24 protein-coding genes and 1 tRNA gene are annotated in these 25,737 nt (G+C 68.0%); 9 read left to right on the forward strand and 16 right to left on the reverse strand.

What is annotated here, in order from left to right; translation table 11 throughout:
- Window positions 1–7: 7 nt before the first annotated feature.
- Entirely contained in the window at window positions 8–1,543 is a 1,536-nt protein-coding gene (gene ubiB / locus AC07U4_RS01095) for a 2-polyprenylphenol 6-hydroxylase (protein ID WP_038658776.1), read from the reverse strand.
- Between the two features lie 292 nt (window positions 1,544–1,835).
- Window positions 1,836–2,582, reverse strand: coding sequence for a class I SAM-dependent methyltransferase (locus AC07U4_RS01100; RefSeq protein WP_038658779.1), 747 nt, complete (start codon window positions 2,580–2,582; stop codon window positions 1,836–1,838).
- A 55-nt stretch (window positions 2,583–2,637) separates the two neighbouring features.
- On the opposite strand from AC07U4_RS01100, the gene mutM reads away from it, so the two are divergent.
- Together mutM and rpsT are read left to right on the forward strand one after the other, a co-directional pair.
- Window positions 2,638–3,453 (forward strand): bifunctional DNA-formamidopyrimidine glycosylase/DNA-(apurinic or apyrimidinic site) lyase, encoded by an 816-nt coding sequence (gene mutM / locus AC07U4_RS01105; RefSeq protein ID WP_137898065.1) that lies wholly within the window; start codon window positions 2,638–2,640, stop codon window positions 3,451–3,453.
- Window positions 3,454–3,733: 280 nt separating this feature from the next.
- On the forward strand, window positions 3,734–3,997 hold the full coding sequence (gene rpsT, locus AC07U4_RS01110) for a 30S ribosomal protein S20 (RefSeq protein WP_038658785.1): 264 nt from the start codon (window positions 3,734–3,736) through the stop codon (window positions 3,995–3,997).
- A 3-nt stretch (window positions 3,998–4,000) separates the two neighbouring features.
- Here rpsT and AC07U4_RS01115 read toward each other — a convergent pair whose 3' ends face one another.
- Window positions 4,001–4,336, reverse strand: a complete 336-nt coding sequence (locus AC07U4_RS01115; protein ID WP_495194138.1) for a hypothetical protein — start codon at window positions 4,334–4,336, stop codon at window positions 4,001–4,003.
- 93 nt (window positions 4,337–4,429) lie between these two features.
- Between AC07U4_RS01115 and dnaA the strand changes: the two genes are divergently transcribed.
- Window positions 4,430–5,848, forward strand: coding sequence for a chromosomal replication initiator protein DnaA (dnaA, locus tag AC07U4_RS01120; protein ID WP_495194139.1), 1,419 nt, complete (start codon window positions 4,430–4,432; stop codon window positions 5,846–5,848).
- A gap of 245 nt (window positions 5,849–6,093) precedes the next feature.
- On the opposite strand, the gene trpS is transcribed toward dnaA, so the two are convergent.
- Genes trpS through secB form a run of 3 tightly spaced genes read right to left on the reverse strand, consistent with a single transcriptional unit; the run spans window position 6,094 to window position 9,213 of the window.
- Window positions 6,094–7,107, reverse strand: a complete 1,014-nt coding sequence (trpS, locus tag AC07U4_RS01125) for a tryptophan--tRNA ligase (RefSeq protein WP_495194140.1) — start codon at window positions 7,105–7,107, stop codon at window positions 6,094–6,096.
- A gap of 8 nt (window positions 7,108–7,115) precedes the next feature.
- Window positions 7,116–8,678 (reverse strand): murein biosynthesis integral membrane protein MurJ, encoded by a 1,563-nt coding sequence (murJ, locus tag AC07U4_RS01130; RefSeq protein ID WP_495180424.1) that lies wholly within the window; start codon window positions 8,676–8,678, stop codon window positions 7,116–7,118.
- A 25-nt stretch (window positions 8,679–8,703) separates the two neighbouring features.
- Entirely contained in the window at window positions 8,704–9,213 is a 510-nt protein-coding gene (gene secB / locus AC07U4_RS01135) for a protein-export chaperone SecB (protein ID WP_038658797.1), read from the reverse strand.
- Between the two features lie 195 nt (window positions 9,214–9,408).
- Between secB and AC07U4_RS01140 the strand changes: the two genes are divergently transcribed.
- From AC07U4_RS01140 to AC07U4_RS01150, 3 genes are all read left to right on the forward strand, one after another.
- Window positions 9,409–10,059, forward strand: a complete 651-nt coding sequence (locus tag AC07U4_RS01140) for a Tim44/TimA family putative adaptor protein (RefSeq protein WP_137898062.1) — start codon at window positions 9,409–9,411, stop codon at window positions 10,057–10,059.
- 491 nt (window positions 10,060–10,550) lie between these two features.
- Complete coding sequence (gene mltA / locus AC07U4_RS01145) at window positions 10,551–11,918, forward strand: murein transglycosylase A (RefSeq protein ID WP_495194141.1); 1,368 nt, start codon at window positions 10,551–10,553, stop codon at window positions 11,916–11,918.
- A gap of 25 nt (window positions 11,919–11,943) precedes the next feature.
- Entirely contained in the window at window positions 11,944–12,459 is a 516-nt protein-coding gene (locus AC07U4_RS01150) for a Smr/MutS family protein (RefSeq protein WP_495194989.1), read from the forward strand.
- On the opposite strand, the gene dapE is transcribed toward AC07U4_RS01150, so the two are convergent.
- The 7 genes from dapE to rpmH all read right to left on the reverse strand — a co-directional run bounded on the left by dapE (window position 12,456) and on the right by rpmH (window position 17,540).
- Entirely contained in the window at window positions 12,456–13,574 is a 1,119-nt protein-coding gene (gene dapE / locus AC07U4_RS01155) for a succinyl-diaminopimelate desuccinylase (RefSeq protein ID WP_495194142.1), read from the reverse strand. The two genes, AC07U4_RS01150 and dapE, sit on opposite strands and share 4 nt — an antisense overlap.
- Entirely contained in the window at window positions 13,571–14,233 is a 663-nt protein-coding gene (locus AC07U4_RS01160; protein ID WP_495194143.1) for a glutathione S-transferase, read from the reverse strand. Before AC07U4_RS01160 ends, dapE begins: the two co-directional genes overlap by 4 nt.
- Before the next feature lie 96 nt (window positions 14,234–14,329).
- Entirely contained in the window at window positions 14,330–14,995 is a 666-nt protein-coding gene (gene yihA / locus AC07U4_RS01165) for a ribosome biogenesis GTP-binding protein YihA/YsxC (protein ID WP_495194144.1), read from the reverse strand.
- Window positions 14,992–16,695: a membrane protein insertase YidC gene (yidC, locus tag AC07U4_RS01170; protein WP_495194145.1), complete on the reverse strand. Its 1,704-nt coding sequence runs from the start codon at window positions 16,693–16,695 to the stop codon at window positions 14,992–14,994. Before yidC ends, yihA begins: the two co-directional genes overlap by 4 nt.
- A gap of 16 nt (window positions 16,696–16,711) precedes the next feature.
- Complete coding sequence (yidD, locus tag AC07U4_RS01175; protein ID WP_081974295.1) at window positions 16,712–16,924, reverse strand: membrane protein insertion efficiency factor YidD; 213 nt, start codon at window positions 16,922–16,924, stop codon at window positions 16,712–16,714.
- Complete coding sequence (rnpA, locus tag AC07U4_RS01180) at window positions 16,921–17,286, reverse strand: ribonuclease P protein component (RefSeq protein ID WP_495194146.1); 366 nt, start codon at window positions 17,284–17,286, stop codon at window positions 16,921–16,923. Before rnpA ends, yidD begins: the two co-directional genes overlap by 4 nt.
- A 119-nt stretch (window positions 17,287–17,405) precedes the next feature.
- Complete coding sequence (gene rpmH, locus AC07U4_RS01185; RefSeq protein WP_031393806.1) at window positions 17,406–17,540, reverse strand: 50S ribosomal protein L34; 135 nt, start codon at window positions 17,538–17,540, stop codon at window positions 17,406–17,408.
- 224 nt (window positions 17,541–17,764) lie between these two features.
- On the opposite strand from rpmH, the gene AC07U4_RS01190 reads away from it, so the two are divergent.
- Window positions 17,765–19,273, forward strand: a complete 1,509-nt coding sequence (locus AC07U4_RS01190) for a YifB family Mg chelatase-like AAA ATPase (protein WP_495194147.1) — start codon at window positions 17,765–17,767, stop codon at window positions 19,271–19,273.
- Here AC07U4_RS01190 and AC07U4_RS01195 read toward each other — a convergent pair.
- Window positions 19,266–19,424, reverse strand: coding sequence for a hypothetical protein (locus tag AC07U4_RS01195; RefSeq protein WP_156143756.1), 159 nt, complete (start codon window positions 19,422–19,424; stop codon window positions 19,266–19,268). The genes AC07U4_RS01190 and AC07U4_RS01195 overlap by 8 nt on opposite strands.
- A gap of 264 nt (window positions 19,425–19,688) precedes the next feature.
- Between AC07U4_RS01195 and AC07U4_RS01200 the strand changes: the two genes are divergently transcribed.
- Window positions 19,689–19,773, forward strand: a tRNA-Leu gene (locus AC07U4_RS01200).
- Window positions 19,774–19,878: 105 nt separating this feature from the next.
- On the opposite strand, the gene AC07U4_RS01205 is transcribed toward AC07U4_RS01200, so the two are convergent.
- Window positions 19,879–22,185 carry a TonB-dependent receptor gene (locus AC07U4_RS01205; RefSeq protein ID WP_495194148.1) on the reverse strand — a complete coding sequence of 769 codons (2,307 nt, stop codon included), beginning with the start codon at window positions 22,183–22,185 and terminating at the stop codon, window positions 19,879–19,881.
- 84 nt (window positions 22,186–22,269) lie between these two features.
- Complete coding sequence (locus AC07U4_RS01210) at window positions 22,270–23,526, reverse strand: MFS transporter (RefSeq protein ID WP_495194149.1); 1,257 nt, start codon at window positions 23,524–23,526, stop codon at window positions 22,270–22,272.
- 298 nt (window positions 23,527–23,824) lie between these two features.
- Here AC07U4_RS01210 and AC07U4_RS01215 point away from each other — a divergent pair, with 298 nt between their 5' ends.
- Complete coding sequence (locus AC07U4_RS01215) at window positions 23,825–25,618, forward strand: methyl-accepting chemotaxis protein (RefSeq protein ID WP_495194150.1); 1,794 nt, start codon at window positions 23,825–23,827, stop codon at window positions 25,616–25,618.
- Window positions 25,619–25,737: the final 119 nt, after the last annotated feature.

The following is a 25,737-nucleotide window of genomic DNA, read 5'->3' on the forward strand; positions in this document are numbered from 1 at the left end:
CATCGCCTCAGTGGCCGACCAGCCAGGTCGCGGCGACGCTCGCCGCCGCGCTGGCTGCCGCGACCGCGGCATAGCGCCAGCCGCCGCCGATCCGCACCACCTCGATCTCGCGCAGCGGCGGGGCAGGGGGCTCGCCCCCCGGCGCCGGATAGCGCGCCTCGATCCGCCGGATCAGCTCGGGCAGGCCGGCGATCGTCTTGACGTCGGCGATCAGCCGGTCGGCGATCGCCGCTTCCGGCCCCAACTCGGTGCGGATCCACTCGCGCACGAACGGCGCCGCCGATTCCCACAGGTTGATATCCGGATCGAGCCGCGTCGCGACCCCCTCGACCATCACCATCGTCTTCTGCAACAGCAGCAGATGCGGCTGCGTCACCATGTCGAAGTCGCGCGTGATCGAGAACAGCCCGTCGAGCATCATCCCGATCGACATGTCCTTGACCGGCAGCCCGCGCATCGGCTCGCCGACCGCGCGCAGCGCCGTCGCGAATTCGGCGACATTGTGATGGCTCGGCACATAGCCCGCCTCGAAATGGATTTCGGCGACGCGCCGGTAATTGCCGGTGATCAGCCCGTAGAGGATCTCCGCCAGCCATACCCGTGCGCGCCGGTCGATCCGGCCCATGATGCCGAAGTCGATCGCTGCGATCCGGTTGCCGGGCAAGGCGAACAGATTGCCCTGATGCATGTCGGCGTGGAAGAACCCTTCCGCGATCGCCTGCCGCAGGAACGCCTGCACCAGCGTATTGGCCAGCTTGGGCAGGTCGTAGCCCGCCGCGACCAGTGCGGCGCGGTCCGACAGCTTGATCCCGTCGATCCACTCGACGGTCAGCACCCGCGCGGTCGAGCGCTGCCAGTCGATCGCAGGCACGACGAAATCGGGCTCGGCGGTCATCGATTCGGCTAGTTCGGATGCCGACGCCGCCTCGCGCCGGAAGTTGAGCTCGCGCGCGGTCCAGCGCTTGAAATTCTCCACCGTCAGCCGCGGCCGCAGCCGCCGCGCCTCGATGCTCATCCCCTCGAGCTGCGCCGCCGCCCATTCATAGGTGGCGATCGCGCGGGTGAAATCCGCCTCGACGCCGGGCCGCAGCACCTTGACCGCGACCGTCCGGCCGTCGGTGGTCACCGCGCGATGCACCTGTGCGATCGACGCGGCGCCGACCGGATCCTCCTCGATGCTGGCGAACAGGTCGGACGGCGGCCGGCCGAAGCTGCCCTCCATTGCCGCGGCGATCGTCGCATAGGGGACCGGCGGCAACTGATCCTGCAACCGCAGCAGATCCTGCGTCGCTTCCTCGCCGACCAGATCGGGCCGGGTGGCCAATGTCTGCCCGAGCTTGATCGCCGCCGGCCCGATCGCCTGAAAGGCATCGGCATAGCGCGGCACCTTGGGCACGCGCGCACCCAGCCGCGCCACCCGTGCCAGCCGCCGCACCGGCGCCGGCGTATTGGGATCGCGCTCGATCCCGCGGAGCGCTCCGTGCCGCGCGAGGATGCGCCCCCATTTCAGGAGCCGCCAGACGTGGACGACCGAAGCGGTCATGACGGCATGGCGATCGAACCGGCCGCCGCACTCCAGTCAAGCCGTTGCCACACCCGCCACGTCACCCCGGAACAAGTCGTGACACCTGCGGAATTTCGCCAGTGCTCCTGCGAAAGCAGGAGCCCAGGGGTTCCAAGCGCCGTAAAGGGTTGTTCTGCTTGGCCCTGGGTTCCTGCTTTCGCAGGAACACTGTGGTGATCCACCAGCACCGCAGACTGTCGCTGAAGTCCCGACCGAGTCCGGGGTGACGGGTCTTGCGAGGCGGCGGCATCGAAACCGCCAAACGACCCCATCAAATCTTCCACCCGGAGTGGATCGCGACGAGCCCGCCGAGGATCGGTTCCGCCTTGGTCCGCACGAAGCCGGCATCGGCGATCATGCCCTTGAACGTCGGCATGTCGGGGAAGCGCCGGATCGACTCGATCAGATAGCGATAGCTGTCGGCGTCCTGCGCGAGCAACTGGCCGAGCTTCGGCACCATCTTGTGCGAATAGCCGTCATAGACTTCCTTGAACCCCGGCCAGGTCGTCGTCGAGAATTCGAGGCAGAAGAACCGGCCGCCGCGGCGCAGCACGCGATGCGCCTCGCGCAGCGCCTTGGGGATGTCGGTGACGTTGCGGATGCCGAAGGCGATCGTATAGGCGTCGAAGAACCGGTCCGGGAAGGTCAGCGTCTCGGCATTGGCCTCGGTCCACACCAGTCCGTCGATGCCGCGCTTGGCGGCGCGCTCCATGCCGACTTCCAGCATCGCCGGATTGATGTCCGCCACCGTCACCGACGCGCCCGACGCGGCGAGGCGGAAGGCGATGTCGCCGGTGCCGCCCGCCATGTCGAGGATCTGCTGCCCCTCCTGCGGCTGCACCCGCCGAACGAAGCGATCCTTCCACAACCGGTGCATGCCGCCCGACATCGCGTCGTTCATCAGGTCGTAGTTCTTGGCGACGCTGGAAAAGACGCCGCCGACGCGGGCGGTCTTCTCATCGGGGGCGACGTCCTCGTAGCCGAAGGATACGGTTCCGGTGGTGGCGGTGTCGGTCATGCCACCGCCCTAGCCGCCGCTTGTGGCCGGGGCAAACGCAACCTAGCTGTTTGACGTGCCAGAACTCCCCGAAGTCGAAACCACCGTCCGCGGCCTCACCCCCGTGCTCGCCGGCCAGCGCCTGACCCTCGTCGAGCCGCGCCGCGCCGACCTGCGCAAGGCGATCCCGCCCGACCTGCGCCAGCGGCTTACCGGCGCCACCGTCACCGCGCTCGGCCGCCGCGCCAAATACGGCATGATCGACACCGATCGCGGCGATACGCTGATCTTCCATCTCGGCATGTCCGGCCGCTGGCGGGTCGATCCCGCCGAACGCCTCGCCCACGACCATCTGCTCATCGAGACGGGGGAGGGGCGCAGCCTCGCGCTCAACGATCCGCGCCGCTTCGGCTTCCTCGATCTCGTCGAAACCGCTGCGCTCGCCGCTTATCCCCCCTTCGCGGCGATGGGGCCGGAGCCGCTGGGGGAGGAGTTCACCGGCGCCTATCTCGGCGAGGCGCTGAAGGCGCGCGCCGCGCCGATCAAGGCGATGCTGCTCGACCAGCGCATCGTCGCCGGGCTCGGCAACATCTACGTCTGCGAGGCGCTGCACGTCGCGCGCATCGCGCCGACCCGCGCCGCTGGCCAGATCGCGCTGCCGCGACTCGAGCGGCTGGCGGTGGCGGTACGCGAGGTGCTGCTCGCCGCGATCGAAGCCGGCGGCTCGACCCTGCGCGACTATGCCCGCCCCGACGGCGAGCTCGGCTATTTCTCGAAGCAATTCCTCGTCTACGGGCGCGAGGGCGAGCCCTGCCATTGCGGCGGCACCGTCAAACGCCGGGTGGATAGCGGCCGATCGACCTTCTACTGCCCGAAATGCCAGAAGAGTTGATCCCCTCCGCCTAAACCTCGTCATCCCGGCGAAAGCCGGGATCCATGGTCACGGGCCGTACGAGGCGCTCGCAACGCCGGCTACACCCCATCCATGGGTCCCGGCCTTCGCCGGGATGACGAAACAGGGAGGGCGAAGTATAAGGAGGAACCGGTGGCAAAACACCCCGTCACGGTTGACCCCGTCCGCCGGCTTCGCTAAGGGCGCTGCCTTCGAGAGGGCGTAGGGTGATCCGGCGCCTCTTCTGACATCGACCAATTTACTCGCAAGGACGTACCGAATGGCGAATACGCCGCAAGCCAAGAAGCGCATCCGTCGCAACGATCGCCGCGCCGAAATCAACGGTAACCGCATCGGCCGCATCCGTACCTTCATCAAGAAGGTCGAAGCGGCACTGGCGTCGGGCGACAAGGCTGCGGCGGACACGGCCCTCGCAGCGGTGCAGCCCGAGCTGCAGCGCGGCGTCGCCAAGGGCGTCCTCCACAAGAACACCGCGAGCCGCAAGTTCTCGCGCCTGACCAAGGCGGTCGGCACGCTCGCCTAAGCCTTACCAATCAGTGAGTTTTGACCCGTCGGGACGCATGTCCCGGCGGGTTTTTTGATGTCCGGAACGGGCGCAAAAGGAACGAACCGGGAAAGCGGGAGAACACCGCGATTCGTGTTGGCTGACATTCACGGCAGTCGTGCGGAAACGGGCAGAAAATGTAGCATTTTCAATGGCTTGTAAGATTTCCGAACGCGTTTCTGCGGGCTTCGGGCTGTCAATCCCGTTTATTTCAACAATGTGACCTGCCGAGGGGTTGATCGACTCGGCCCAGGCTTCATAACTCGACTCCACCGCAGCGATGTTCATCGCGGTCGGGGACCTGAACAGCGTGGGCATGCCGGACGGCCGTTGGCCGTAAGGGGGATTTGTCTGTCTTGAATACGGCCGCCGGGCGACATTTCGTCGCTTTCGGCAACGAAGGGGTATGCGTTGAACGATCGACAGGCAGCGGCAGTGACGGAGACTGAGGCGCAGCGCGCCTGGGCTCGCGTCCGCTGCAACCTGCGCGAATCCGCCGGCGCGCGGCTCTTCGAGCAATGGCTGAAGCCGATGGAGCTGATCGAGGACGGCGATCCCGAATCGATCCGCCTCGGCCTGCCGTCGGCGTTCATGACCAACTGGGTCCGCAACCATTATGCCGACCGGCTGCTGCTCGAATTCCGCGCGCTGCTGCCCGACGTCCGCGGCGTGTCGATCGAGACGCGCATCGCCGCGCCCGTCGCGATCAAGCTGGTCGCCGAGACGCCCGCGCCGGTCGCCGCCGTCGCGGCGGCGCCTGCCCCGGCGCCGCTGGCGGTGGCCGCGCCGTTCCGCCCGGCTGCCGAGCGCCCGCCGCTCGATCCGCGCTTCACCTTCGACCGCTTCGTCGTCGACGCCGCCAATCGCGTCGCCTTCAACGCCGCGCGCATGCTCGCCGAACCCGGCGTGCCGCGGTTCAGCCCGCTGTTCCTCCATTCGGGGACGGGGCAGGGCAAGACGCATCTGATGCACGCGATCGGCCACGCCTTCCTCACCGCGCATCCCGACGCGACCGTGCTGTGCATGTCGGCCGAGCGCTTCATGTTCGACTTCGTCGCGGCGATGCGCGCCCGCGACACGCACAGCTTCAAGCAGCGCCTGCGCGGCGCCGACCTGCTGCTGATCGACGACCTCCAGTTCATCGCCGGCAAGGACGCGACGCAGGAGGAATTCTTCCACACGGTCAACGAGATCATGAGCGCCGGCAAGCGCCTCGTCATCTCGGCCGATCGCTGCCCGACGGCGCTCGACGGCGTCGAGGCACGGATCGTCAGCCGCATGTCGGTCGGCCTCGTCGCCGACATCAAGGCACCCGACCTCACGTTGCGCCGCACTATACTGGACAGGAAACTCGCAGACCTGCCCGAGGCGAAGGTCCCCAACGAGGTGCTCGACCTGCTCGCGGCCCGTATTCACGCCAACATCCGCGAGCTGGAAGGCGCGCTCAACCGCGTCGTCGCCTATGCGCAGCTCACCGGCGACAGTATCGACCTCGATTTCGCGGTAGCGACGCTCGGCGACGTGCTGCGTGGCGCGCAGCGCCGGGTGACGATTGACGAGATCCAGAAGCTGGTCAGCCAGCATTTCGAGCTGAAGCCGCTCGACCTCGTCTCCGCGCGCCGCAGCCGCGCGGTGGCGCGCCCGCGCCAGATCGCCATGTATCTCGCCAAGCGCCTGACGACGCGCTCGCTGCCCGAGATCGGCCGCAAATTCGGCGGTCGCGACCATTCGACGGTGATCCACGCGGTCCGCAAGATCGAGGAACTCCGCGACCAGGACCGCGACATCGACGCCGCCGTCCGCACGCTGATGCGCGAGCTTGAGGCGTAAGCAGCGGTAGGGCGCGAGGCCACACGCACCCGCCCCTTTTGCAGGGGGCTATCGCCGACGATCAGTTGAAGTGTCCGACGGCATTTATATCGCCGTGATGCCGGACTCGATCCGGCATCCCGCTTCCTCGCACCGTCCGAAGAAGCAGGACCCCGGATCAAGTCCGGGGTGACGGGGTGGCGTTGGAACGTCGTCCGAAGCCTATAGATATCCATATGCGACAGCCCTTCCCTTGCGGGGAGGGGCTAAAGCACCAGCCCCATCGCCTCCTGCGCGCGGCGCAGCACCGGCACCGCCAGTGTCCGCGCCTTGTCTGCGCCCTTCTCGAGGATCGCGTCGATCGCGCCGCGGTCGTCGAGCAGCCGCACCATCTCGTCGCGGATCGGGCCGAGCTTCGCCACCGCGAGATCGGCGAGGTCGGGCTTGAACGCGCCGAATCCCTTGCCGGCATAATCCGCCAGCACGTCGCCCGGCGTGCGGTCGGCCAGCGCCGCGAAGATCGTCAGCAGGTTGCGCGCCTCGGGCCGCTCCGCCAGTTCCTCGACGGTCGCCGGCAGCACGTCGGGATCGGTCTTCGCCTTGCGGAACTTGTCGGCGATCACCTCGTCCGAATCGATCAGCTTGACCACCGACTGTTCGGACGGGTTCGACTTGGACATCTTCGCCGAAGCATCGCGGAGCGACATGATCCGTGGCGCCGCGGCGCTGACCAACGGCTCGGGCAGGGTGAACAGCTCGGTGGCATAATCGCCGTTGAACTTGGTCGCGATGTCGCGCGCCAGTTCGAGATGCTGCTTCTGGTCCTCGCCGACGGGCACGTGCGTCGTGTTGTAGAGCAGCACGTCCGCCGCCATCAGCACCGGATAATCGTACAGGCCGACGCTCGCGCCCTCGCGGTTCTTGGCCGCTTTGTCCTTGAACTGCGTCATGCGGTTGAGCCAGCCGACCCGCGCGACGTTGTTGAGCAGCCACGCCATCTCGCTATGCGCGGGCACGCGCGCCTGGTTGAACAGGATCGAGCGGTCGGGATCGATCCCTGCCGCCACCAGCGTCGCGGTCATCTCGATCGTATTGGCGCGCAGCTCGGCGGGCGCGATCCACTCGGTCAGCCCGTGGAGATCGGCGATGAAGTAGAGCGTCTCGCCGCCCTCCGCCTGGATCGCATCCTGCTGCGCGACCCATTGCTTCACCGCGCCGAGATAATTGCCGAGGTGGAGATTGCCGGTGGGCTTGATCCCGGAAACGACGCGCTTTGCCATGATGGGCCTTATCTGGAACGGATGAGCTGACGAATGTCCGCGGGGCGCAGCGCGCCGGTCGCGAACACGGCGAGCGCATAGACCAAGGTGCCGGTCCCGACCAGCACCGCCATCGCGCCCCAGCGCGCCAGGTTGCTCCCCGACACATAGGGCGCGAACAGGTCGTTGAGGAAGAACATCACCCCGCCCATCACCAATGCCGCGACCAGCAGCCGCGGCGCCCGTCGCGTCAATTGCGCGTCGGGCACGAACTGCCCGCGCCTGCGCAATGTATTATAGAGCAAGGCGACGTTGACCGTACTCGCGATCGCGGTGGCGAGCGGCGGCCCCATATGCTGGAGCGGCACGATCAGGATCAGGTTGAGCACCAAATTGACCACCATCGACACCGTCGCATAGCGCACCGGCGTGCGCGTGTCCGACCGTGCATAATAGCCCGGCGTCAGCACCTTGACGAGGATGTAGGACGGCAGCCCGATCGAGAAGGCGGCGAGCGCCTGTGCGGTGGCATGCGCCGCCGCGGCGGTGAACTGGCCGTGCTGGAACAGCGCCGCGACGATCGGCACGCCGCAGACGATCAGCGCCACCGTCGCCGGCAGCGTCAGGAACAGCGCCAGCTCCATGCCGCGGTTCTGCGTCGTCATCGCCGCCGCCTCGTCGCCCTTGCCGAGCTGGCGCGAGATCGTCGGCAGCAGCACCGTGCCGAGACCGATCCCGACCAGCCCGAGCGGCAATTGGTTCAGCCGGTCGGCCATGTAGATATAGGTCACCGAGCCGTGGCTGAGCAGCGAGGCGGCGAGCGCGGTCGAGACGACGAGGTTGATCTGCACCGCGCCGGCACCCGCCGCGGCGGGCCAGATCAGCGACAGCAGCTTTTTCACGTCCGGCCCGAGCCGCGGCGCCTTGATGCGCAGATGCACCCCCGCCTTGCGGCAGGCGAAATAGAGCCAGGCAAGCTGCAACGCGCCCGAGATCGTTACCGCGATCGCCTGGTTGCGCGCGGTGACCAGCGGTAGGTCGCTGTGGAAGACGAGCAGCGCGACGATCAGCGTCAGGTTGAGCAGGATCGGCGCCGCCGCCGCCACCCAGAAGCGGTGCAGCGAATTGAGGATGCCGCCGAGCAGCGAGACGAGGCTGATCAGCAGCAGATAGGGGAAGGTGAGGCGGCAGAGCTGGACGACATAGGCGAACTGGTCATGCGAGGCGTCGTTGAAGCCCCAGGTGAGCAGCCACGTCACCGGCCAGGCGGCGATCTCGATCAGCACGGTCATGCCGATCAGGATCGGCAGCAGCACCGACAGCGCGTCCTCGGCGAAGCGCACCCCGGTCGGCAGCCCGTCGCCGCCGGCTTCGGCCACCTTGCGGTTGAACATCGGGATGAACGCCGCCGAGAAGGCGCCCTCCGCGAACAAGGCGCGGAACATGTTGGGCAGGCGGAAGGCGATCAGGAACGCGTCCGAAGCGAAGCCGGCGCCGACGAAGCGCGCGAACAAAGCGTCGCGCACCAGCCCCAGCACCCGGCTGGCGAGCGTCAGCCCGCCCACCGAGCCGAGCGCCTTGGTCAGATTCACGCGACCGCGCCCCCCGCCTTATGGATCAGGCGTGGCCGACGTCGCCGACCGAGAAGGCGCCGTTCTGCTCCGCCTGCTGCAGATAGAGCTGCGCGAAGTCGATCGGCTCGAGCAGCAGCGGCGGGAAGCCGCCGTCGCGCACGCAATCGGCGAGCACGCGGCGCGCGAAGGGGAAGAGCAGCCGCGGCGCTTCGCCGAGCAGGAACGGCTGCACCGCATCGGCGGGCACGTTGCGCAGGCCGAACAGGCCGGCATAGGTCAGGTCGACGATGAACGCGGTCTGCCCCTCGACCTCGGCCTTGACGTCGATCTTCAGCAGCACCTCATGCACCTCTTCGCCGACCTGGGCGGTGCCGATGTTGAACTGCACGTCGATCGCCGGCGGATTGGCGTTCTGGAAGATGCCCGGCGCATTGGGGTTCTCGAACGAGAGATCCTTGACGTATTGCGAGATCAGGCCGGCGGCGGGGGCGGTGTCCGCGCCGTTGAGCGCCGACTGCGTATCGATCGAAGTGCCGTTGTCCTGGTCGGCCATGGGAATGATCCTCGAATGAAGCGGAAAAAGAAGGGGACCGAAGCCGCATGTCGGGCGTTCGATGCCTTTGGCGCCCGCGCCTAGCAGCGCCCGAACCGGGTTTCAACGGGCTGGGCTCAAAAGCCCGCGGGTCGAAAGCCCCGGTTTGAATTGAAGGGGTTTTGGGCCTATGTATCGATCAAGATCGGAGGCACGGTGTTTTACGTAGTTTTACTCGCGATGGTGGCGGCGTTCCTGGCGCTGCGCCTGTACAGCGTGCTCGGCAAACGCACCGGCCACGAACAGCAGCCCCTGCCGCGTGCCGCCGACGATCGCCCCGCCGCGGTCGCCCTGGCGCCGCGCCCGATCGATGCCACCGCCGAATCGCGTGAGCCGGTCAACCGCAACATCGAACCGCGTGCGGAGGCTGGCCTGCGGGCGATCATCGCCGGTGAACAGGGCTTCGACGTCAACCAGTTCCTGTCCGGCGCACAATCCGCCTATCGCATGACGCTGGAAGCCTATTGGGCGGGTGACGAGGCGACGCTGGCGACGCTCGCCGAGCCCGACGTCGCCCATGCCTTCGGCGAAGCGATCGCCGCCCGCCGCGAGGCCGGCGAGACGCTGGAGAACCGTCTGGTCTCGATCGAGCGCGCGGTGATCGCCGATGCGTCGCTCGATGGTCGCGAGGCACGCATCACCGTCCGCTTCGATGCCGATATCGCTGCGGTGACCCGCGACGCCGAGGGCCATGTCATCGCCGGCTCGCTGACCGATGCGGTCGAGACGCACGACGTCTGGACCTTCGCCCGCACGCTGAAGAGTCGCGACCCCAATTGGAAGCTGGCGGACACCGACGAGGAATAGGGGAGCGCCCGAAGCGCGCATACGGCTGAGCGGATGAGGCTCGATCGATTTCCCGTTAGATTCGTCACCCCGGACTTGTTCCGGGGTCCACCGGGCAACGAGCGAATGGCGTCGCTTCAAGCCTTTTCCCTCGCCGCAGAGTAGACTCCGGAACAAGTCCGGGGTGACGGGATGGGCTTGGAAAGCGCCGAGCTCAAACAAAAGCTCGTGAGGCAGATATAGGACAACGCCCGCTACCAGACCGACCCGACCGCTGTCCTACACCCGCCGCGCTCTGCTATGCCGCCATCATGCCGGCCGACCCTCTCACCTCTGGATCACCACAGAAATGGAAACGATTCCCCGAGATCGTTTCCGTTAAGGTGTCCATCTTGTCCATGTCGTCCAACACGCCGCACCGCATTTGCGACCGCTTGGCCCTTGTCGGCACCCCTCCGCTTCGGCACAGCCGCAGCTTTCCGCAGTCGATAGGCGGACATACGGGGATCAGGATGACCGGTAATCGCATAATCGCCAGCATCGCGCTGGCTCTGGCTCTCAGCGCCTGCGGCGGCCGCGTCGTGCCGCTCGACACCGGCAATGCGCCGCCTCGCCAGCCCGGTCGCCAGCCGGTCAACCAACCGAGCCGGCCGACGACGCGCCCCGTCAGCCCCGGTCAGCAGATCGCCAGCGGCCGCAGCTTTGACGGCCGTATCCAGGGCGCGACGCCGCTGCTCGCCGCACCGGTCGTCGCCAATCCCGGCGCGACGACCGCGGCAACCGCCGGCATCGTCCCCGGCCCGAGCCTCGCGACGCTGCCGATCACCGAGGCGCAGGCCGAGGCGGCACGACAGGCGTTCCTCACCAGTTGTCCGGGCCTGATGCGCCGTACCGACGCCTCCGGCCTCACCCGCGGCACCGACTGGCAGCCCGCCTGCGCCGCTGCCGCCGGCGTGGCGCGCGGTGGCGCGCGCGCCTTCTTCGCCAGCTATTTCGAGGCGGTGCAGGTCGGCGACGGCAAGGCCTTCGCCACCGGCTATTACGAGCCCGAGATCGCCGCGTCGCGCGAGCGCCGTGCCGGCTACACCGTGCCGATCTACGCCCGCCCCAACGATTTGATCGACGTCGATCTCGGCAAGTTCAGCGATGCGCTCAAGGGCAAGAAGATCCGCGGCCGCGTGCAGGGCAGCAACCTCGTGCCCTATTACGACCGCGCCGCGATCGACACCGGCGTGCTCGACGGCAAGGCGCCGGTGCTCGCCTGGGGCGCCGACGAGGCGTCGGTGTTCTTCCTCCAGATCCAGGGTTCGGGCCGCCTGCGCCTGCCCAACGGCGAGATCATGCGCGTCGGCTACGATACGCAGAACGGGCGCGACTATACCGGCATCGGCGCGTTGATGAAGGCGCGCGGGCTGCTCCAGCCCGGCCAGACCTCGATGCAGGGCATCGTCGCCTGGCTTCGCGCCCATCCCGAGGAAGGTCGCGCGATCATGGCGGAGAACAAGAGCTTCGTCTTCTTCCGCGAACTCGACACGCCGCCGGTCGGCGCGATGGGCTATGTCGTCAACGGCGGGATCAGCGCCGCCGCCGACGTCAAATACGTGCCGCTCGGCGCGCCGGTGTTCCTGTCGATGGACCGGCAGGACGCGAGCGGCTTGTGGGTGGCGCAGGACACCGGCGGCGCGATCAAGGGCGCCAACCGCTTCGACACCTTCTGGGGCGCCGGCGCGGTGGCGGAGGCGACCGCGGGCGGCATGGCGGCGCGCGGCACCGCCTTCCTGCTGCTGCCGGTCGGCACGCTGGCACGGACCCAGCCGCAGCGATACATCCCCGATCCGTCGATATATGGGACAGCGGCCGGTGCGCCAGCTCAACCCTGACGAGGCCGATCTCTGGGCCCGGGTGATGGCGACGGTGAAACCGCTCCGAGCGGTGGCCGCGCCCACGCGCCTGGCGCCCGCCGTCGTCGCGCCGCCGCCACCCAAGGCGACCAAGCCCTACAAGGCACTGACCCGCGCGATGGCTTCGCGCACGCCGGTCGCCAAGCCGATCCCGGCGCCGCCACCGCCGCGCCAGAACACGCTCGACGGCAGCTGGGACAAAAGGCTGACCCGCGGCATCGTCAGCCCCGACAGTTCGATCGACCTCCACGGCCACACTTTGAGCTCCGCGCATGCCATGCTCGACGACGGCCTGTCGCGTGCGATCGCGCGCGGCGAGCGCGTCCTGCTGCTGGTGACGGGCAAGCCGCCCCGCCCGGAAAGCGAACGCCCCCACGCGAGGGGCGCGATCCGCGCCGCGATCGCCGACTGGCTGGCGGCGTCGCGCCACGCCGATGCGATCGCCGCCGTCCGCGGCGCGCACCCGCGCCACGGCGGGCAGGGCGCGCTCTATATCGTGCTGCGGCGGGGGAGGACCTAGAGCTGGGCCACCCGCCCGATCACATCGGCATAGACCGCCGCCAGCGTCGCCAGATCCCTTACCGCCACCGCCTCGTCGACCTGATGCATCGTCGCATTGACCAGCCCGAACTCGACCGTCGGACACAGCCGCGACAGGAAGCGCGCATCCGATGTGCCGCCCGAAGTCGACAGCTCCGCGACCAGCCCGGTCTGCGCCTCGATCGCCGCGCTCAGCACCGCGGTCCACGGCCCCGGCGCGGTGAGGAACGCCTCGCCCGACACCTTGCCGGTCACCACCGCCCCCGGCGCATGTTCCTGCACCAGCGTGGTGACCCGCTCGATCAGCTCGTCGCCGCGCTGGCCGTCGTTGAAGCGGATGTTGACCCGCGCCTCGGCGCGCGCCGGGATGACGTTGTGCGCCGGATTGCCGACCGCGATATCGGTAATCTCGAGGTTCGACGGCTGGAACCAGTCGTTGCCATGGTCGAGCCCCATGTCCTGCAACGCCGCCAGCGCCTTGGCGAGCTTGCCCGCCGGATTGTCGGCGAGATGCGGATAGGCGACATGGCCCTGCCGCCCCGCCACGACGATCCAGATATTGACCGAGCCGCGCCGGCCGATCTTCACCATGTCGCCGAGCTGGCGCACCGAGGTCGGCTCGCCGACGAGGCACAGGTCGGGCGCGATGCCGCGCGCCGCCATCCGTTCGATCAGCGCCGGGGTGCCGAACGTCGCCGGCCCTTCCTCGTCGCCGGTGACGAGCAGGCTCAGCGTCGGTCCGGTCGCACGCGCCGCCGCAGCGACGAAGGCGGCGATCGCTCCCTTCATATCGACCGCGCCGCGTCCGTAGAGCAGGTCGCCGCGCACCTCTCCGGACCAGGGCGAGCCGGTCCAGCCCACGCCCGGCGGCACCACGTCGACATGGCCGGCGAAGGCGAGATGCTGCCTGACGCCCGCGCGCACCGCGATCAGATTCTCGACCGGCCCGTCCGGCGCCTCACCGACGACGAACCGGTCGACCGCGAAGCCGATCGGCGCCAACGCCGCCTCCAGCACGTCGAACACCGCGCCGCGCGCCGGCGTGACGCTTTCCGCCCGCAGCAGCGCCTGGGTCAGCGCGACGACATCGGTCACGCGGGTTGCTGCTCGTATTGCTCGATGACCCAATCCTCTTCCTGCGCCCCGGCGATCCAGTCCTGCATGAACGGATGGCGGATCACCGCATCGATATAGCCGGCGGCGAAGCGTGCGATCGGCAGCTGATAGGTGATGATCCGCGTGACGACGGGCGCGTACATGATGTCCGCCGCACCGAAGTCGCCGAACAGGAAGTCGCCGCCGCCGCCCCAGCGCGCGCGCGCCTGCGCCCACAATTCCATGATCCGCGCGAGATCGGCGAGCACGTCGTCGTCAGGGCGCTTGGCGGGAAAGACCTGCCGGATGTTCATCGCATGTTTGCGGCGCAGCGCGGTGAAGCTCGAATGCATCTCCGCCGCCATCGATCGTGCCATCGCGCGCGCCGCCTCGTCGGTGGGCCAGAAGCGCTCGCGGCCGACCTTGTCGGCGAGATAGTCGACGATGGCGAGACTGTCCCACACCACCGCCTCGCCGTCCCACAGAATCGGCACCTTGCCCGACGAGGGCGCGAATTCGGCACCCTCGCGGCGGCGGTCCCATTCCGCGTCGTAGAGCGGCACGACGACCTCCTCGAAGGGGAGCGCCGATTGCTTGCACGCCAGCCAGCCGCGCAGCGACCAGCTCGAATAGGCCTTGTTGCCGATGATGAGCTTCATGGCCAAGGGACTAGCCGCGCGGGGAGGGCAGGTCCAGCGCGCTCGGGTGGGACCAGACCCCGCCCGAACGCGATTGGCCGGGTCAGCGAGGGTGGATCAGCCCACCGCTTCCAGCACCGCCGCGCGCAGTTCGGCGATCCCCATGCCGCCCTCGCTCGACGTCGCGAGGATATCGGGATGCGCCGCCGGCCGCTTGCGCGCCTCGGCCGCGACGCTGTCCATCACGTCGGCGAGTTCGGTCGCCTTGACCTTGTCCGCCTTGGTGAGGACGAGGCGATAGCTGACCGCCGCCTTGTCGAGCATTTCGAGGATCTCGCGGTCGACGTCCTTCACACCGTGGCGCGAATCGATTAGCACCAGCGCGCGCTTCAACGTATCGCGCCCGCGCAGGAAGTCGTTGACCAGGAAGCGCCATTTCTTGACGACATCCTTGGGCGCCTTGGCGAAGCCATAGCCGGGCATGTCGACCAGCCGGAATGACAGCGGCAGGCCGACGTCGAAGAAGTTGAGCTCCTGCGTCCGCCCCGGCGTGTTGGACGTGCGCGCCAGCCCGTTGCGCCCGGTCAGCGCGTTGAGCAGCGACGACTTGCCGACGTTGGAACGCCCGGCGAACGCCACCTCGGGCACCACCGGCGCCGGCAGATGTTCGAGCGCGGGCGCCGATTTGAGGAAGCTCACCGGACCCGCGAAGGTCTTGCGCGCATGCTCGATCAGCTCGGCCGAGAAGCCTTCGTCCTCGGGAATGACGACATCCTCGCTCATTTCGCGGCCGCAATCTTGAGGTCGGGGTGGCGGGCATAGAGCACGCGCTGCTGGAGGATCGCGAGGAAGTTCGAGGCGATCCAATAGACCTGCAGGCCGACCGGATAGCTCGCCATCACGAACATCAGCACCCAGGGGATGATCGCGAACACCTGCTTCTGCGTATCGTCCATCGGCGCCGGGTTCAGCTTGAACTGGAAGTACATCGAGATGCCGAGGATGATCGGCACGACGCCGATCGCGATCATGTGCGGCGGGGTGAAATGCAGATAGCCGAACAGGTTGAGCGGCGTCAGCGGATCGGGCGCGGACAGATCCTTGATCCACGCGACGAACGGCTGGTGGCGCATCTCGATCGTCAGCATCAGCACCTTGTACAGCGCGTAGAAGATCGGGATCTGGAGCAGGGTCGGCAGGCAGCCCGCGACGGGATTGACCTTCTCCGTCTTGTAGAGCGCCATCACCTCCTGCTGCATGCGCGGCTTGTCGTCCTTGTAGCGCTCCTGGATCGCCTTCATCTTCGGCTGGATCGCACGCATCTTCGCCATGCTGGCGAACTGGCGCTGCGCGATCGGGAACATCAGGCCGCGGATCGTCACCGTCAGCAGGATGATCGCGACGCCGAAATTGCCGATCATGCGGAACAGCCAGTCGAGATAGGTGAAGATCGGCTTCTCGACGATCTCGAACCAGCCCCAGTCGATCGCCTTGTCGAGCTTGGCGACGCCGGCGTCATTCTCGTAATGCTGAAGCGCCTTCACTTCCTTGGCGCCAGCAAAAAAGCGGCTGGTCTGGGTCAGCGCGCGGCCGGCGGGCAGCAGCTTGGGCGCGAAGGCATAATCGGCCTGATAGGCGGTGTTGGCGCCGGCGCGGAACTGACCGTCGAACTGTGCCGCCTGATCGGGGACGAGCGCGGTCAGCCAATATTTGTCGGTGAAGCCGAGCCAGCCGCCGGTCGTCGTGAACTTCTCCGGCGCCTTGTCGAGGTCCTTGAACTTGGTGCCGTAATCGGCGCCGCCGCCATGGACCGACATCGGGCCGGTGTGGATCTGCCACGTGCCGGGGTCCTTCGACACGCCGACGCGGTTGACATAGCCGTACGGCGCGACCGGCACCGGCGCGGCGCCGCCGTTCTGCACCGTCTGCCGGACGGTGAACATATATTGATCGTCGACCGACAGTTCGATCGCGAAACGCTGGCCGGTCGCGTTGGCGGCGGTCAGCGTCACCGGGCGGCCCGGCGCGAGCAGCTGCGACGAGGCGGTCCACACCGCATCCGCGGCGGGCGGCTTCAGTCCGTCGTCGCGCCAGCCGAAGCCGGCGAAATAGGCCTCGGGCGCGCCGGCGGGTGACAGCAGCCGGATCGGCGGCGAATCCTTGGCGATCGTTTCCTTGTACTTGACCAGCACGAGGTCATCGATGCGCGCGCCCTTGAGGTTGATCGAGCCCTGCAAGGTCGGCGTCTGAATGCGCACGCGCGGGCTTTCGCCCAGCACCGCCTGGCGGCTGCGCGTCGCGGCGGGCGCGTCGGCGGTGGGATCGGCGGTCTTGGTCGTCACCGGCACCGACTTGCCGTTGACGATCTTCGTCACCGGCGGATTGGCCACGGGGAAGAACTTGCCCTGGATCAGCGGCCAGGCAAACAGGATCACCGCCGCAAAGACCGCGAACAGGATGAAATTCTGGCGTTCTTTGTTCAAAATACAGCCCCGTAGCTCAAGGGACGGGATCGGGTCCGTACCCGCCCCAGGGATGGCAACGCGCAATCCGCTTCGCCGCCAGCCATCCGCCCTTGGCGGCGCCATAGCGGCGAAGCGCAGTGATTGCATAGGCCGAACAGGAGGGTTGATAGCGGCACGAGGACGGCAGGATCACCGACGGCCCCAATTGCCAGCCGCGCGCTATCCATATGAGAAGCTGCGCGATCATCGGCGGGCTTTGCGCGGTCCGCGCGGCCGCGACGGCGAATCCTCGCCGCGCGCGATCTTGCTCAGCGCCTTGCCGAATTCGGCCTTGAGCAGATCATGGTCGCGTTCGATACCGCCGTCGCGACCGATCAGCACGTGATCGGAGCCGCGGATGCCGCCCTCCGGCAACAGCTCGCGCGCCAAAGCCCGCAACCGCCGTTTCATGCGGTTCCGGACGACGGCGTTGCCGATTTTCTTGGTGACGGTGAAGCCGACGCGAATCGCCGGATCGTTGTCCTTGCGATCGTGCACCAGCAGGACGAAGCCCGGCATCGGTGCGCGTTTGCCCGCATTGGCCGCGAGGAAGTCGCGGCGCAGCGTCATCGTGCGGATGTCGGCCGCGCCGGCCGTCGCCCGTATGTCGACTGTGCCGACGGTCACCTGCATGTCGGCTGCGCCGACGGGAGCCCGGACGTCGGCAGGACCGACGTCCGGCACCGAAATTACGCCGACAGCTTCTTGCGGCCACGCGCGCGGCGCGCGTGGATCACCGCACGGCCGCCGACCGTCGCCATCCGGGCGCGGAAGCCGTGGCGACGTGCACGCACCAGATTGCTCGGCTGAAAGGTCCGCTTCATGATTCATTCCCTGATCGTCTGAATAGAAAAGGGCCGCCACGCGGACGGCCTTGATGGGGCGCGCTTAGCCAGACGGGGCGCGGAAGTCAACGCAAGGGCAGGGTTTCGATGCGTCATGCCGGTCGAGATAGGCAGCGTGTGTTATCCTGACAAGACGGCTGCGATCGTCGCGTCCGCACCGATCGTGCCCGAACGCCGCTATGGTGGAGACGAAGGGGCAAGACATGGCGGCGATCGTCCAGACGGTGGCGTATCTCGGGCTGGAGGCGCGCGGGGTGGAAGTGCAGGTGCAGCTCATCCCGGGCGTGCCTGCCTTCTATGTCGTCGGCCTCGGCGACAAGGCGGTGGCAGAGAGCCGCGAACGCGTGCGGGCGGCGATCTCCGCGCTCGGCCTGGCGCTGCCGCCCAAGCGGATCGTCGTCAATCTGTCGCCCGCCGATCTGCCCAAGGAGGGCTCGCACTTCGACCTGCCGATCGCGCTCGCCTTGTTGGGGGCGATGGCGGTGATCGATGTCGAGCATCTCGCCGATTATGTCGTCGTCGGCGAACTCGGTCTCGACGGCCGGATCGCGCCGTCGCCGGGCGTGCTGCTCGCGGCGATCCACGCCAGCGCTGAGGGCAGGGGGCTGGTCTGCCCCGCGACGCAGGGCGCAGAGGCAGCCTGGGCCGGCTCGATCGAGGTGCTTGCCGCGCCCGACCTCCTCGCCCTCATCAACCATTTCAAGGGCCACGCCCTGCTCGCCGCACCGCCTGCCAGCGAGGTCGAGCCGATCGGCCACGGTCCGGACCTGCGCCAAGTGAAGGGGCAGGAGGTCGCCAAGCGGGCGCTGGAGATCGCCGCCGCCGGGGGCCACAATCTGCTGATGATCGGCCCGCCGGGGGCGGGCAAGTCGCTGATGGCGTCGTGCCTGCCCGGCATCCTGCCACCGCTCGACGCCGCGGAGGCGCTCGAAGTGTCGATGGTCCAGTCGGTCGCCGGCACGCTCGCCGGCGGGCGGCTGACCCGCAACCGGCCGTTCCGCAGTCCGCATCACAGCGCCTCGATGGCGGCGCTGACCGGCGGCGGCCTCAAGGTGAAGCCGGGCGAGGTCAGCCTCGCGCATCTCGGCGTGCTGTTCCTCGACGAGCTGCCCGAATTCCAGCGCGCGGTGCTCGATTCGCTGCGTCAGCCGCTGGAAGCCGGCGTGGTCAGCGTGGCGCGCGCCAATGCGCACGTCACCTTTCCGGCGCGCGTGCAACTCATCGCGGCGATGAACCCGTGCCGCTGCGGGCATCTCGGCGATGCGAGCCTCGCCTGTGCACGCGCGCCGCGCTGCGCCGCCGATTATCAGGCGAGGGTGTCAGGACCACTGCTCGACCGGATCGACCTGCACGTCGAGGTCGCCGCCGTGACCGCGACCGATCTCATCCTGCCGCCACCGACGGAAGGCTCGGCGGACGTCGCCAAACGGGTCGCCGCCGCCCGCGCGATCCAAAGCGAACGCTATGCGCACGAAGCGATCCGCACCAACGCCGAGGCCGATGGCGCGCTGCTCGACCGCATCGCCACGCCGGAGGAAGCCGGGCGTCGCCTGCTCGCCCAGGCGGTGGAGGCGATGCGCCTGTCGGCGCGCGGCTATACCCGCATCCTGCGTGTCGCCCGGACGATCGCCGATCTCGCCGACGCGGGAACCGTAAATCGCGTCCACATCGCCGAGGCGCTGAGCTATCGCCGGCGTGCCCCGATCAATTGACCGCGGCGATCCGTTCGGAAGACGCAGCGCGATGATGCATCAGATCGAGGCACTGGCTGAGCAGCGCGGCGATGAGGCAATCCCCCGTGGCGTCGGCCTGTTGCAGCGCGCGCACCAGCTGCTGCTCCAAATTATCCTGCTCGACCATCATGCTGTCAGCACCATCTTGAAGCGGAGCGGCAATCCAGCACGGCTGGCGACCTGTCCGCAACGACATGGATTAGCATAACGGACTCGTGGTGCTAATCCAAGACGCTTGCGATCCCTTCGCCAATTGGCTACCGGCCTTTGCCTCGTCACCGGGGTCCGGTTCGCGGACGCTGTCCGATGATCGCTCCGGGTGACGAGCAGGGCCGTTCCGGTTATTCGCGGTGCCTTCAGGCGCTGCGAATGCGGGTTGAATAAGCGGCTCCGTGCGGGTGTGGTGAAATTGGTAGACGCGCGGGACTCAAAATCCCGTTCCGCAAGGAGTGTCGGTTCGAGCCCGACCACCCGCACCATTCATGTCAGCTTGGATGCCGAGAGGCGTGGGTGGCAACGTTGATCCCCTGTCCCGGATCTCCGGCCCGCCGCGGGGCGAGGGGCCGTGATCGCTATCCCCTTACTCAGAAGTCCTTGCGCAGCAGCAGTCCGCCGTAACGGCGGTCGTCGCGGGGGACGAAGCGGACCGTTCCGGCGAACGTCCCCGGCGCGAGGAAGCTGGCGTAGGACGTGTCGGTGATGTTCTTGACATAGGCCCGCAGCTGCCAGCCGTCGGCAGGGCGGACCAGCGCGACGCTGGCGTTCCAGATCGCATAGGCCGGCTGGATCGTGTTGGCGGTCTCGCTCAGCGAATATTGCACCTTGCTGCTGAACGTCACGTCGCTTTGCAGTTCGAACGCCAGGGCGTCCGACAGCGCGAAGCGATAGGCGGCATTCTCGTACAATTTGACACGGGGCGCATAGGGCAGCGGCTGACCGTCGACGTTGCAGCTCACCGGCGCACCCGGCGGGCAGAGGAAGTCGCGCACCTTGGCATCGGTATAGGCGCCCGACAGATCGACGGTGAAGCCCTTGACCGGTCGCAGCGTCACGTCCGCCTCGACGCCGCGCGAGCGCACCGAGCCGGCGTTGATCAGCCGCGTCACCTGCGCGCCGTTGACCACGTCGGCGAAATTCGCCTGATAGCCGTCGAACGTCGTCGTATAGGCGGCGAGGCTGTAGCTCATCGCGCGATCGGCGGTGCTGCCCTTCAGGCCGATCTCGAACGAGTTGGACGTTTCCGGGCTCAGCGGCAGTTCGTCGAGCGGGGTGGTCGCGTTGAGCGAGCGCATGTTGAAATAGACGTTGTACGCCGGCCCCTTGTAGCCGCGCGAATAGGTGAAATAGGTCTGCGCACGATCGCCGAGGTCGAGTTGCAGGCCGAGGCGATAGCTGTCGCCGCGCCGGTCAGTGCTGCCCTGCGCCCGGTGATAGGCGCGGATGCCGGGGCGATCGAGCGCCGGCGCGCGGCTGTTGGTCGGATCGGCCGACGAGGTGCGCAGATGATAGAAGGACAGATCGTCCCAGGTCGAGCGATAGCCGGCGATCCCGCGGAACGCCTTGGTGAAGTTGATGTTGGCCTCGCCGAACAGCGCATAATTATCGTCGGTGATGCCATAGTCGGCGACGCCGGTGGTCGTCGTCTGCACCGTGCCGGCAAGGCTCGTCAGCGTCCGCGCGTAGACCTCGTCGGTCCTGGCGTGGAGGTAATAAGCGCCGACGACATAGTCGATCAGTCCACCGCGCGGCGAGGCGAGGCGCAGCTCCTGCGAGAATTGCTTGCTGTCGACGCGGCCGTCGTCGATCCCCTGCGGAAAGGCGGCGGTGAGCGTCGGCAGGCCGTCGTAATCCTGCTGCTGGTGGTTGAGCCACTGCCGCCACGCGGTGATCGCGGTGACGCGATACTCGCCGATCGCCAGTTCGGCGGTCAGCGAGCCGCCGTAATTTTCGTCGCGGACGTTGGTGTCGATATTGGTCGCCGCGACCCGATTGTCGGCCGATGGCCGCACCCCGGCATTGGCGAGCACCGCGGCGAGCGGCGCCGAGACGCTGACGATCCCGGTGGGGTAGGCGACCTGCCGCGTCGAGGCATAGACCGGCGCGACCGTCTCATAGGTATTGAGGTAATCGCCGATCAGCGTCAGCTTGAGCGCATCGACCGGGGTCGCGACCAATTTGCCGCGCACGCCGTAACGGCGCGAGCCGTTGGTGTCGTTGCCGGTGGTCGCATTGCGGGTGTTGCCGTCGAAATCGCTGTAGAGCCCGCCGATCAGCGCCTGGAGCTTGCCCGGCACGATCGCGCCCGACACGCCCGCCTTGATGCGATAGTCCCGATCGGTCGTCACGCCCGCTTCGCCGAAGGCGTGTAAGTCGTCGGTTGGGTTGCGCGTGACGATGTTGACGACGCCCGCCGAAGCGTTCTTGCCGAACAACGTCCCCTGCGGCCCGCGCAGCACCTCGATCCGCTCGACCTCGCCGAGATCGAGCGTCGACTGGCCCGGTCGGGTCAGCACGACGCCGTCCAGCACGGTCGACACCGATGGCTCGACGCCGGGGGACGTGGTGATCGTGCCGATGCCGCGGATGAAGATCGTCCGGTCCTTGTTCGACGCGCCGCTGCGGAAACCGACCGAGGGGATCGCCGCGCTGATCGTCTCGACCGTGTTCAACTGCCGCTCGGCGAGCGAACTGCCGCTGATCGCGGTGATCGCGATCGGCACCTGCTGGAGGCTTTCGTTGCGGAAACGCGCGGTGACGACGATCTCGCCGTCCTGCGTGTCACCCGGCGCATCGGTTGCGGTCACGGGCGGGGGCGCGTCCTGGGCGAAGGCCGGCATGGCGGCGGACAGGCAGGTGGTGGCGAGCACCGCGAACAAACGGTTGGCGTTCATCGAAATCCCCTTTGATCGCGCGACCTTATTATCCCTCTGTGCGCTGGGGTATAAAGAAGCATCGTGGCCCCCGACAGCACGCCTTTATACCGCGTCCTCGTCCATACCCTCCGCCAGCGGCTGCAGATGCGGCAGCAGCAACTGAATCCAGCCGAGCGCGGCGAGATAGGCGACGCTCGCGAACAGCAGCAGCGGCAGATAGCCGAGCCCCGCCGCCAGCGTCAGTCCCGCGACCTTGGCGATACCGATGCCGCCGACGTTGCCGCAGAACGACCCGAAGGCGGTCACCCGCCCGACCCGGCGCTGCGGCACGATGTCGGCGATCAACGCGAACAAATTGGTCGAGAAGGCCTGATGCCCGGCAAGCGCTAGCGCCATCAGCGCGATCGCCAGCGGATAATCGTGGATGAGCAGCGCGAAGGGGATCGGCACCACCGCCAGCGCCGCGACCAGCATGATGCCCTTGCGCACGCGGTTCACCGCAACCCCCTTGCCGAGCAGCCGCGTCGACACGCTGCCGCCGACCAGCGACCCCACCGCCGCGCCGCCATAAGCGATGGCGAGCGGCACGCCGAGCGCGACCCCCGACAGCCCGAACTGGCGATGGAAGAAATCGGGCAGCCAGAATAGCAGCAGCCACCAGGTCGCATCCGACAGGATCTTGGCGCCCGCCACCGCCCAGGTCCGGGAATCGCGCAGGATCGGGCCGTCGAGCGCCGCCAGCGGCGTCGCCGTGGCGGGCTGGTGCGGCGTGAAGCGGACGCCGCGCGCCGCGATCAGCCAGCCGCCCGCCCATATCAGCCCGAACAGCCCGGCGGCGACGAAGGTCCCGCGCCAGCCGAACGCCAGCGCCACCGCGGGGATCGCCAGCGGGGCGAGGATCGCGCCGAGGCTGCTCGCCGCATTGGTCGCGCCGAAGCCGGTCGACCGCCAGCGCGGCGACAGCACCGCGGCGACGGTCTTGGCGCCGGTCGGCGTCCCCATCGCCTCGGTCGCGCCGAGCGCGATACGCACCGCGGTGAACTGCCCGATCGTCATCGCCCAGCCGTGCAGCAGCGCCGCGACGCTCCACGCGGCCACCCCCGCCGGATTGGCCCATTTGACGCCGAGCCGGTCCGCGATCCAGCCGCTGAACAGGAAGCCGATCGCCGCGCCGGTCTGGAACCAGGCGGCGAGCGTGCCGTAATCGTCGTCGCTCCAGCCGAGTTCGGCGGCGATCGTCGGCTTGAGCACCGCGATGATCTGACGATCGACGAGGTTGAGCACCCCCGCGGTGATCACCAGCGCGAACAGCAACCCACGATGGCGCGCGCTCAGCTCGCCTACCGTCCTCAATGCCATGGTCCATTCATGCGCCCGACCATGAGCGGCCCGCGCCGGGGTGGCGAGGGAGTTTTTCTAAAGGACGCTGCGCCGTGCTGCATTGTGCCGTCGCGCTCGCTCCACCCGCTCAAGTAGTTGAGACAATTCCGATGATCGATGACGAACGCTTCCACTCTTTCTGATCGAGATTTCGCCTCGCGATCGTCGATATCCGCGCAATGTGGTTTGTCGCCGCGCCGAGGCTTCGGTCCGACTATACTAGCAATAGGATGAAGCGATGCCGGGTGGAGTACGTCGGGGTGGGCGGATCAATCGTATGACTATTCAGGAAAAATGCCGGATTGCAGGACTATCGGCGATCGCGCTGGTGCTATTCTGCGGCATCGTCGCCGGTTTCGGCATCGATACGATCCGGGTCGGCGGCCCGATCGCGCGTCAAAATCAGGAGATCAGCGACCTCGACGCGGACATCCTGCCGCCCCCCGCCTATGTCATCGAACCCTTCCTCGACGCGACGCTGCTCGCGCGTGATCCGGCGTCGCTGCCCCGCCGGCGCACGTCGCTCGCCCGGGCCGAACAGGCCTTTCGCGCCAGCGTCGCCCGCTGGAAGGCGTCGTCGCTGTCGGAGCCGTCGATCCGCCAGCCGCTCGATCGCGCGGTGCACGACGCCGAGCTGTTCTGGAGCGAGCTCGACCACGTCCTGATGCCCGCGGTCGAACGCGGTGACGCCGCGGCGATGCAGGCCAGCTACGCCCGGCTCGCAACGCTCTATGCTACCCACCGGCAGCATATCGACCAACTCGTGATCGCCACCGCCAAGGTCCAGCAGGCGCTCGCCGAGCACGGCCAGCGTCAGCTCGCCAGGACGATCGCATTGCTGGCGCTGATCGGCCTCATTCTCATCGCGCTGACCGTGGCGGCGCTCGCCTATCTGCTCCGTCGCGTGCTGAGGCCGGTCGGCGATACCGCCAACGCGATGCGCCGCATGGCGGATGGCGATCTTACCCTGCGTCTTGCCGGCGGCGATCGGGCCGACGAGATCGGCACGATGGTCGCCGCGGTCGAGGTGTTCCGGGTCGCGGCGCAGGCGCAGGTCACCAACGCGCGCAAACAGGACGCCGTCGTCCGCGAACTGACCAAGGCGCTGGGTGAACTCGGCAGCGGTGACCTGAGCTACCGGATCGGCGACGCGCTGCCCGATGAGTATCGCGAACTGGCGCGTTCGTTCGACGCCGCGATGGAGCGCCTGTCGCAGACGCTCAGCCGGGTCGCCGAGTCCGCCACGCGGGTGAAGGTCGCGACGGTCGAGCTGCGCAGCGCCTCGGACGACCTGTCGTTGCGCACCGAGCAGCAGGCGGCGGCGCTCGAACAGACCGCGGCGGCGATCCACGAGATCACCTCGGCGGTGAGCGAGGCGGCGAGCGGCGCCAATCGGACCGACACGATCGTCGGAAACGTCCGTCGCGAGACCGAGGAATCAGGGGGGATCGTGCGTCGCGCCGTCGAGGCGATGGGCGCGATCGAGCGTTCGTCGAACGAGATATCGGAGATCATCTCGGTGATCGACGGCATCGCCTTTCAGACCAATCTGCTCGCGCTCAACGCCGGCGTCGAGGCGGCACGCGCCGGCGACGCGGGACGCGGCTTCGCCGTCGTCGCTTCCGAGGTGCGGGCGCTGGCGCAGCGGTCCGCGGATGCGGCGCGCGACGTGAAGGGCCGCATCCTCGCCTCGGGGGCGCTGGTGCAGGACGGCGTCGGCCTCGTCACCGATACCGGCCGCACGCTCGACAGCATCTTCGTCCGGATCGGCGAGGTCAGCGATCTCGTCTCCGGTATCGCCCGCTCGTCGGAGCAGCAGGCGAGGGGGCTCAGCCAGGTCAACGTCGCGGTCGGCGAGATGGACGGCATGACCCAGCAGAATGCGGCGATGGTCGAACAGGCGACCGCGGCGGCGCGCGAACTCGCCGCCGAGGCGGATGCGCTGGCGCAGGATGTCGACGGGTTCAAGCTCGATGCCACGCCGCCCGCCGGCCCGATCCGCGACGCGCGAGCCGCGCAGCTCGCGCTGGTTCATCCCGGCAACGACACGCCGTCGCTCGCCGCCAGCTGACCGCGGCCCTCCGGCGGCCGCGGGGCTGCCGGCTTGTCAATGAAAGACCGCAAGAAAATCGCTGCCGAATACGCCATGTGATATTGTAACCTTGCAGCAACCGGCCTAGATGGACGGCA

The organism is Sphingomonas sp. GW821-FHT02B09, assembly GCF_059421875.1.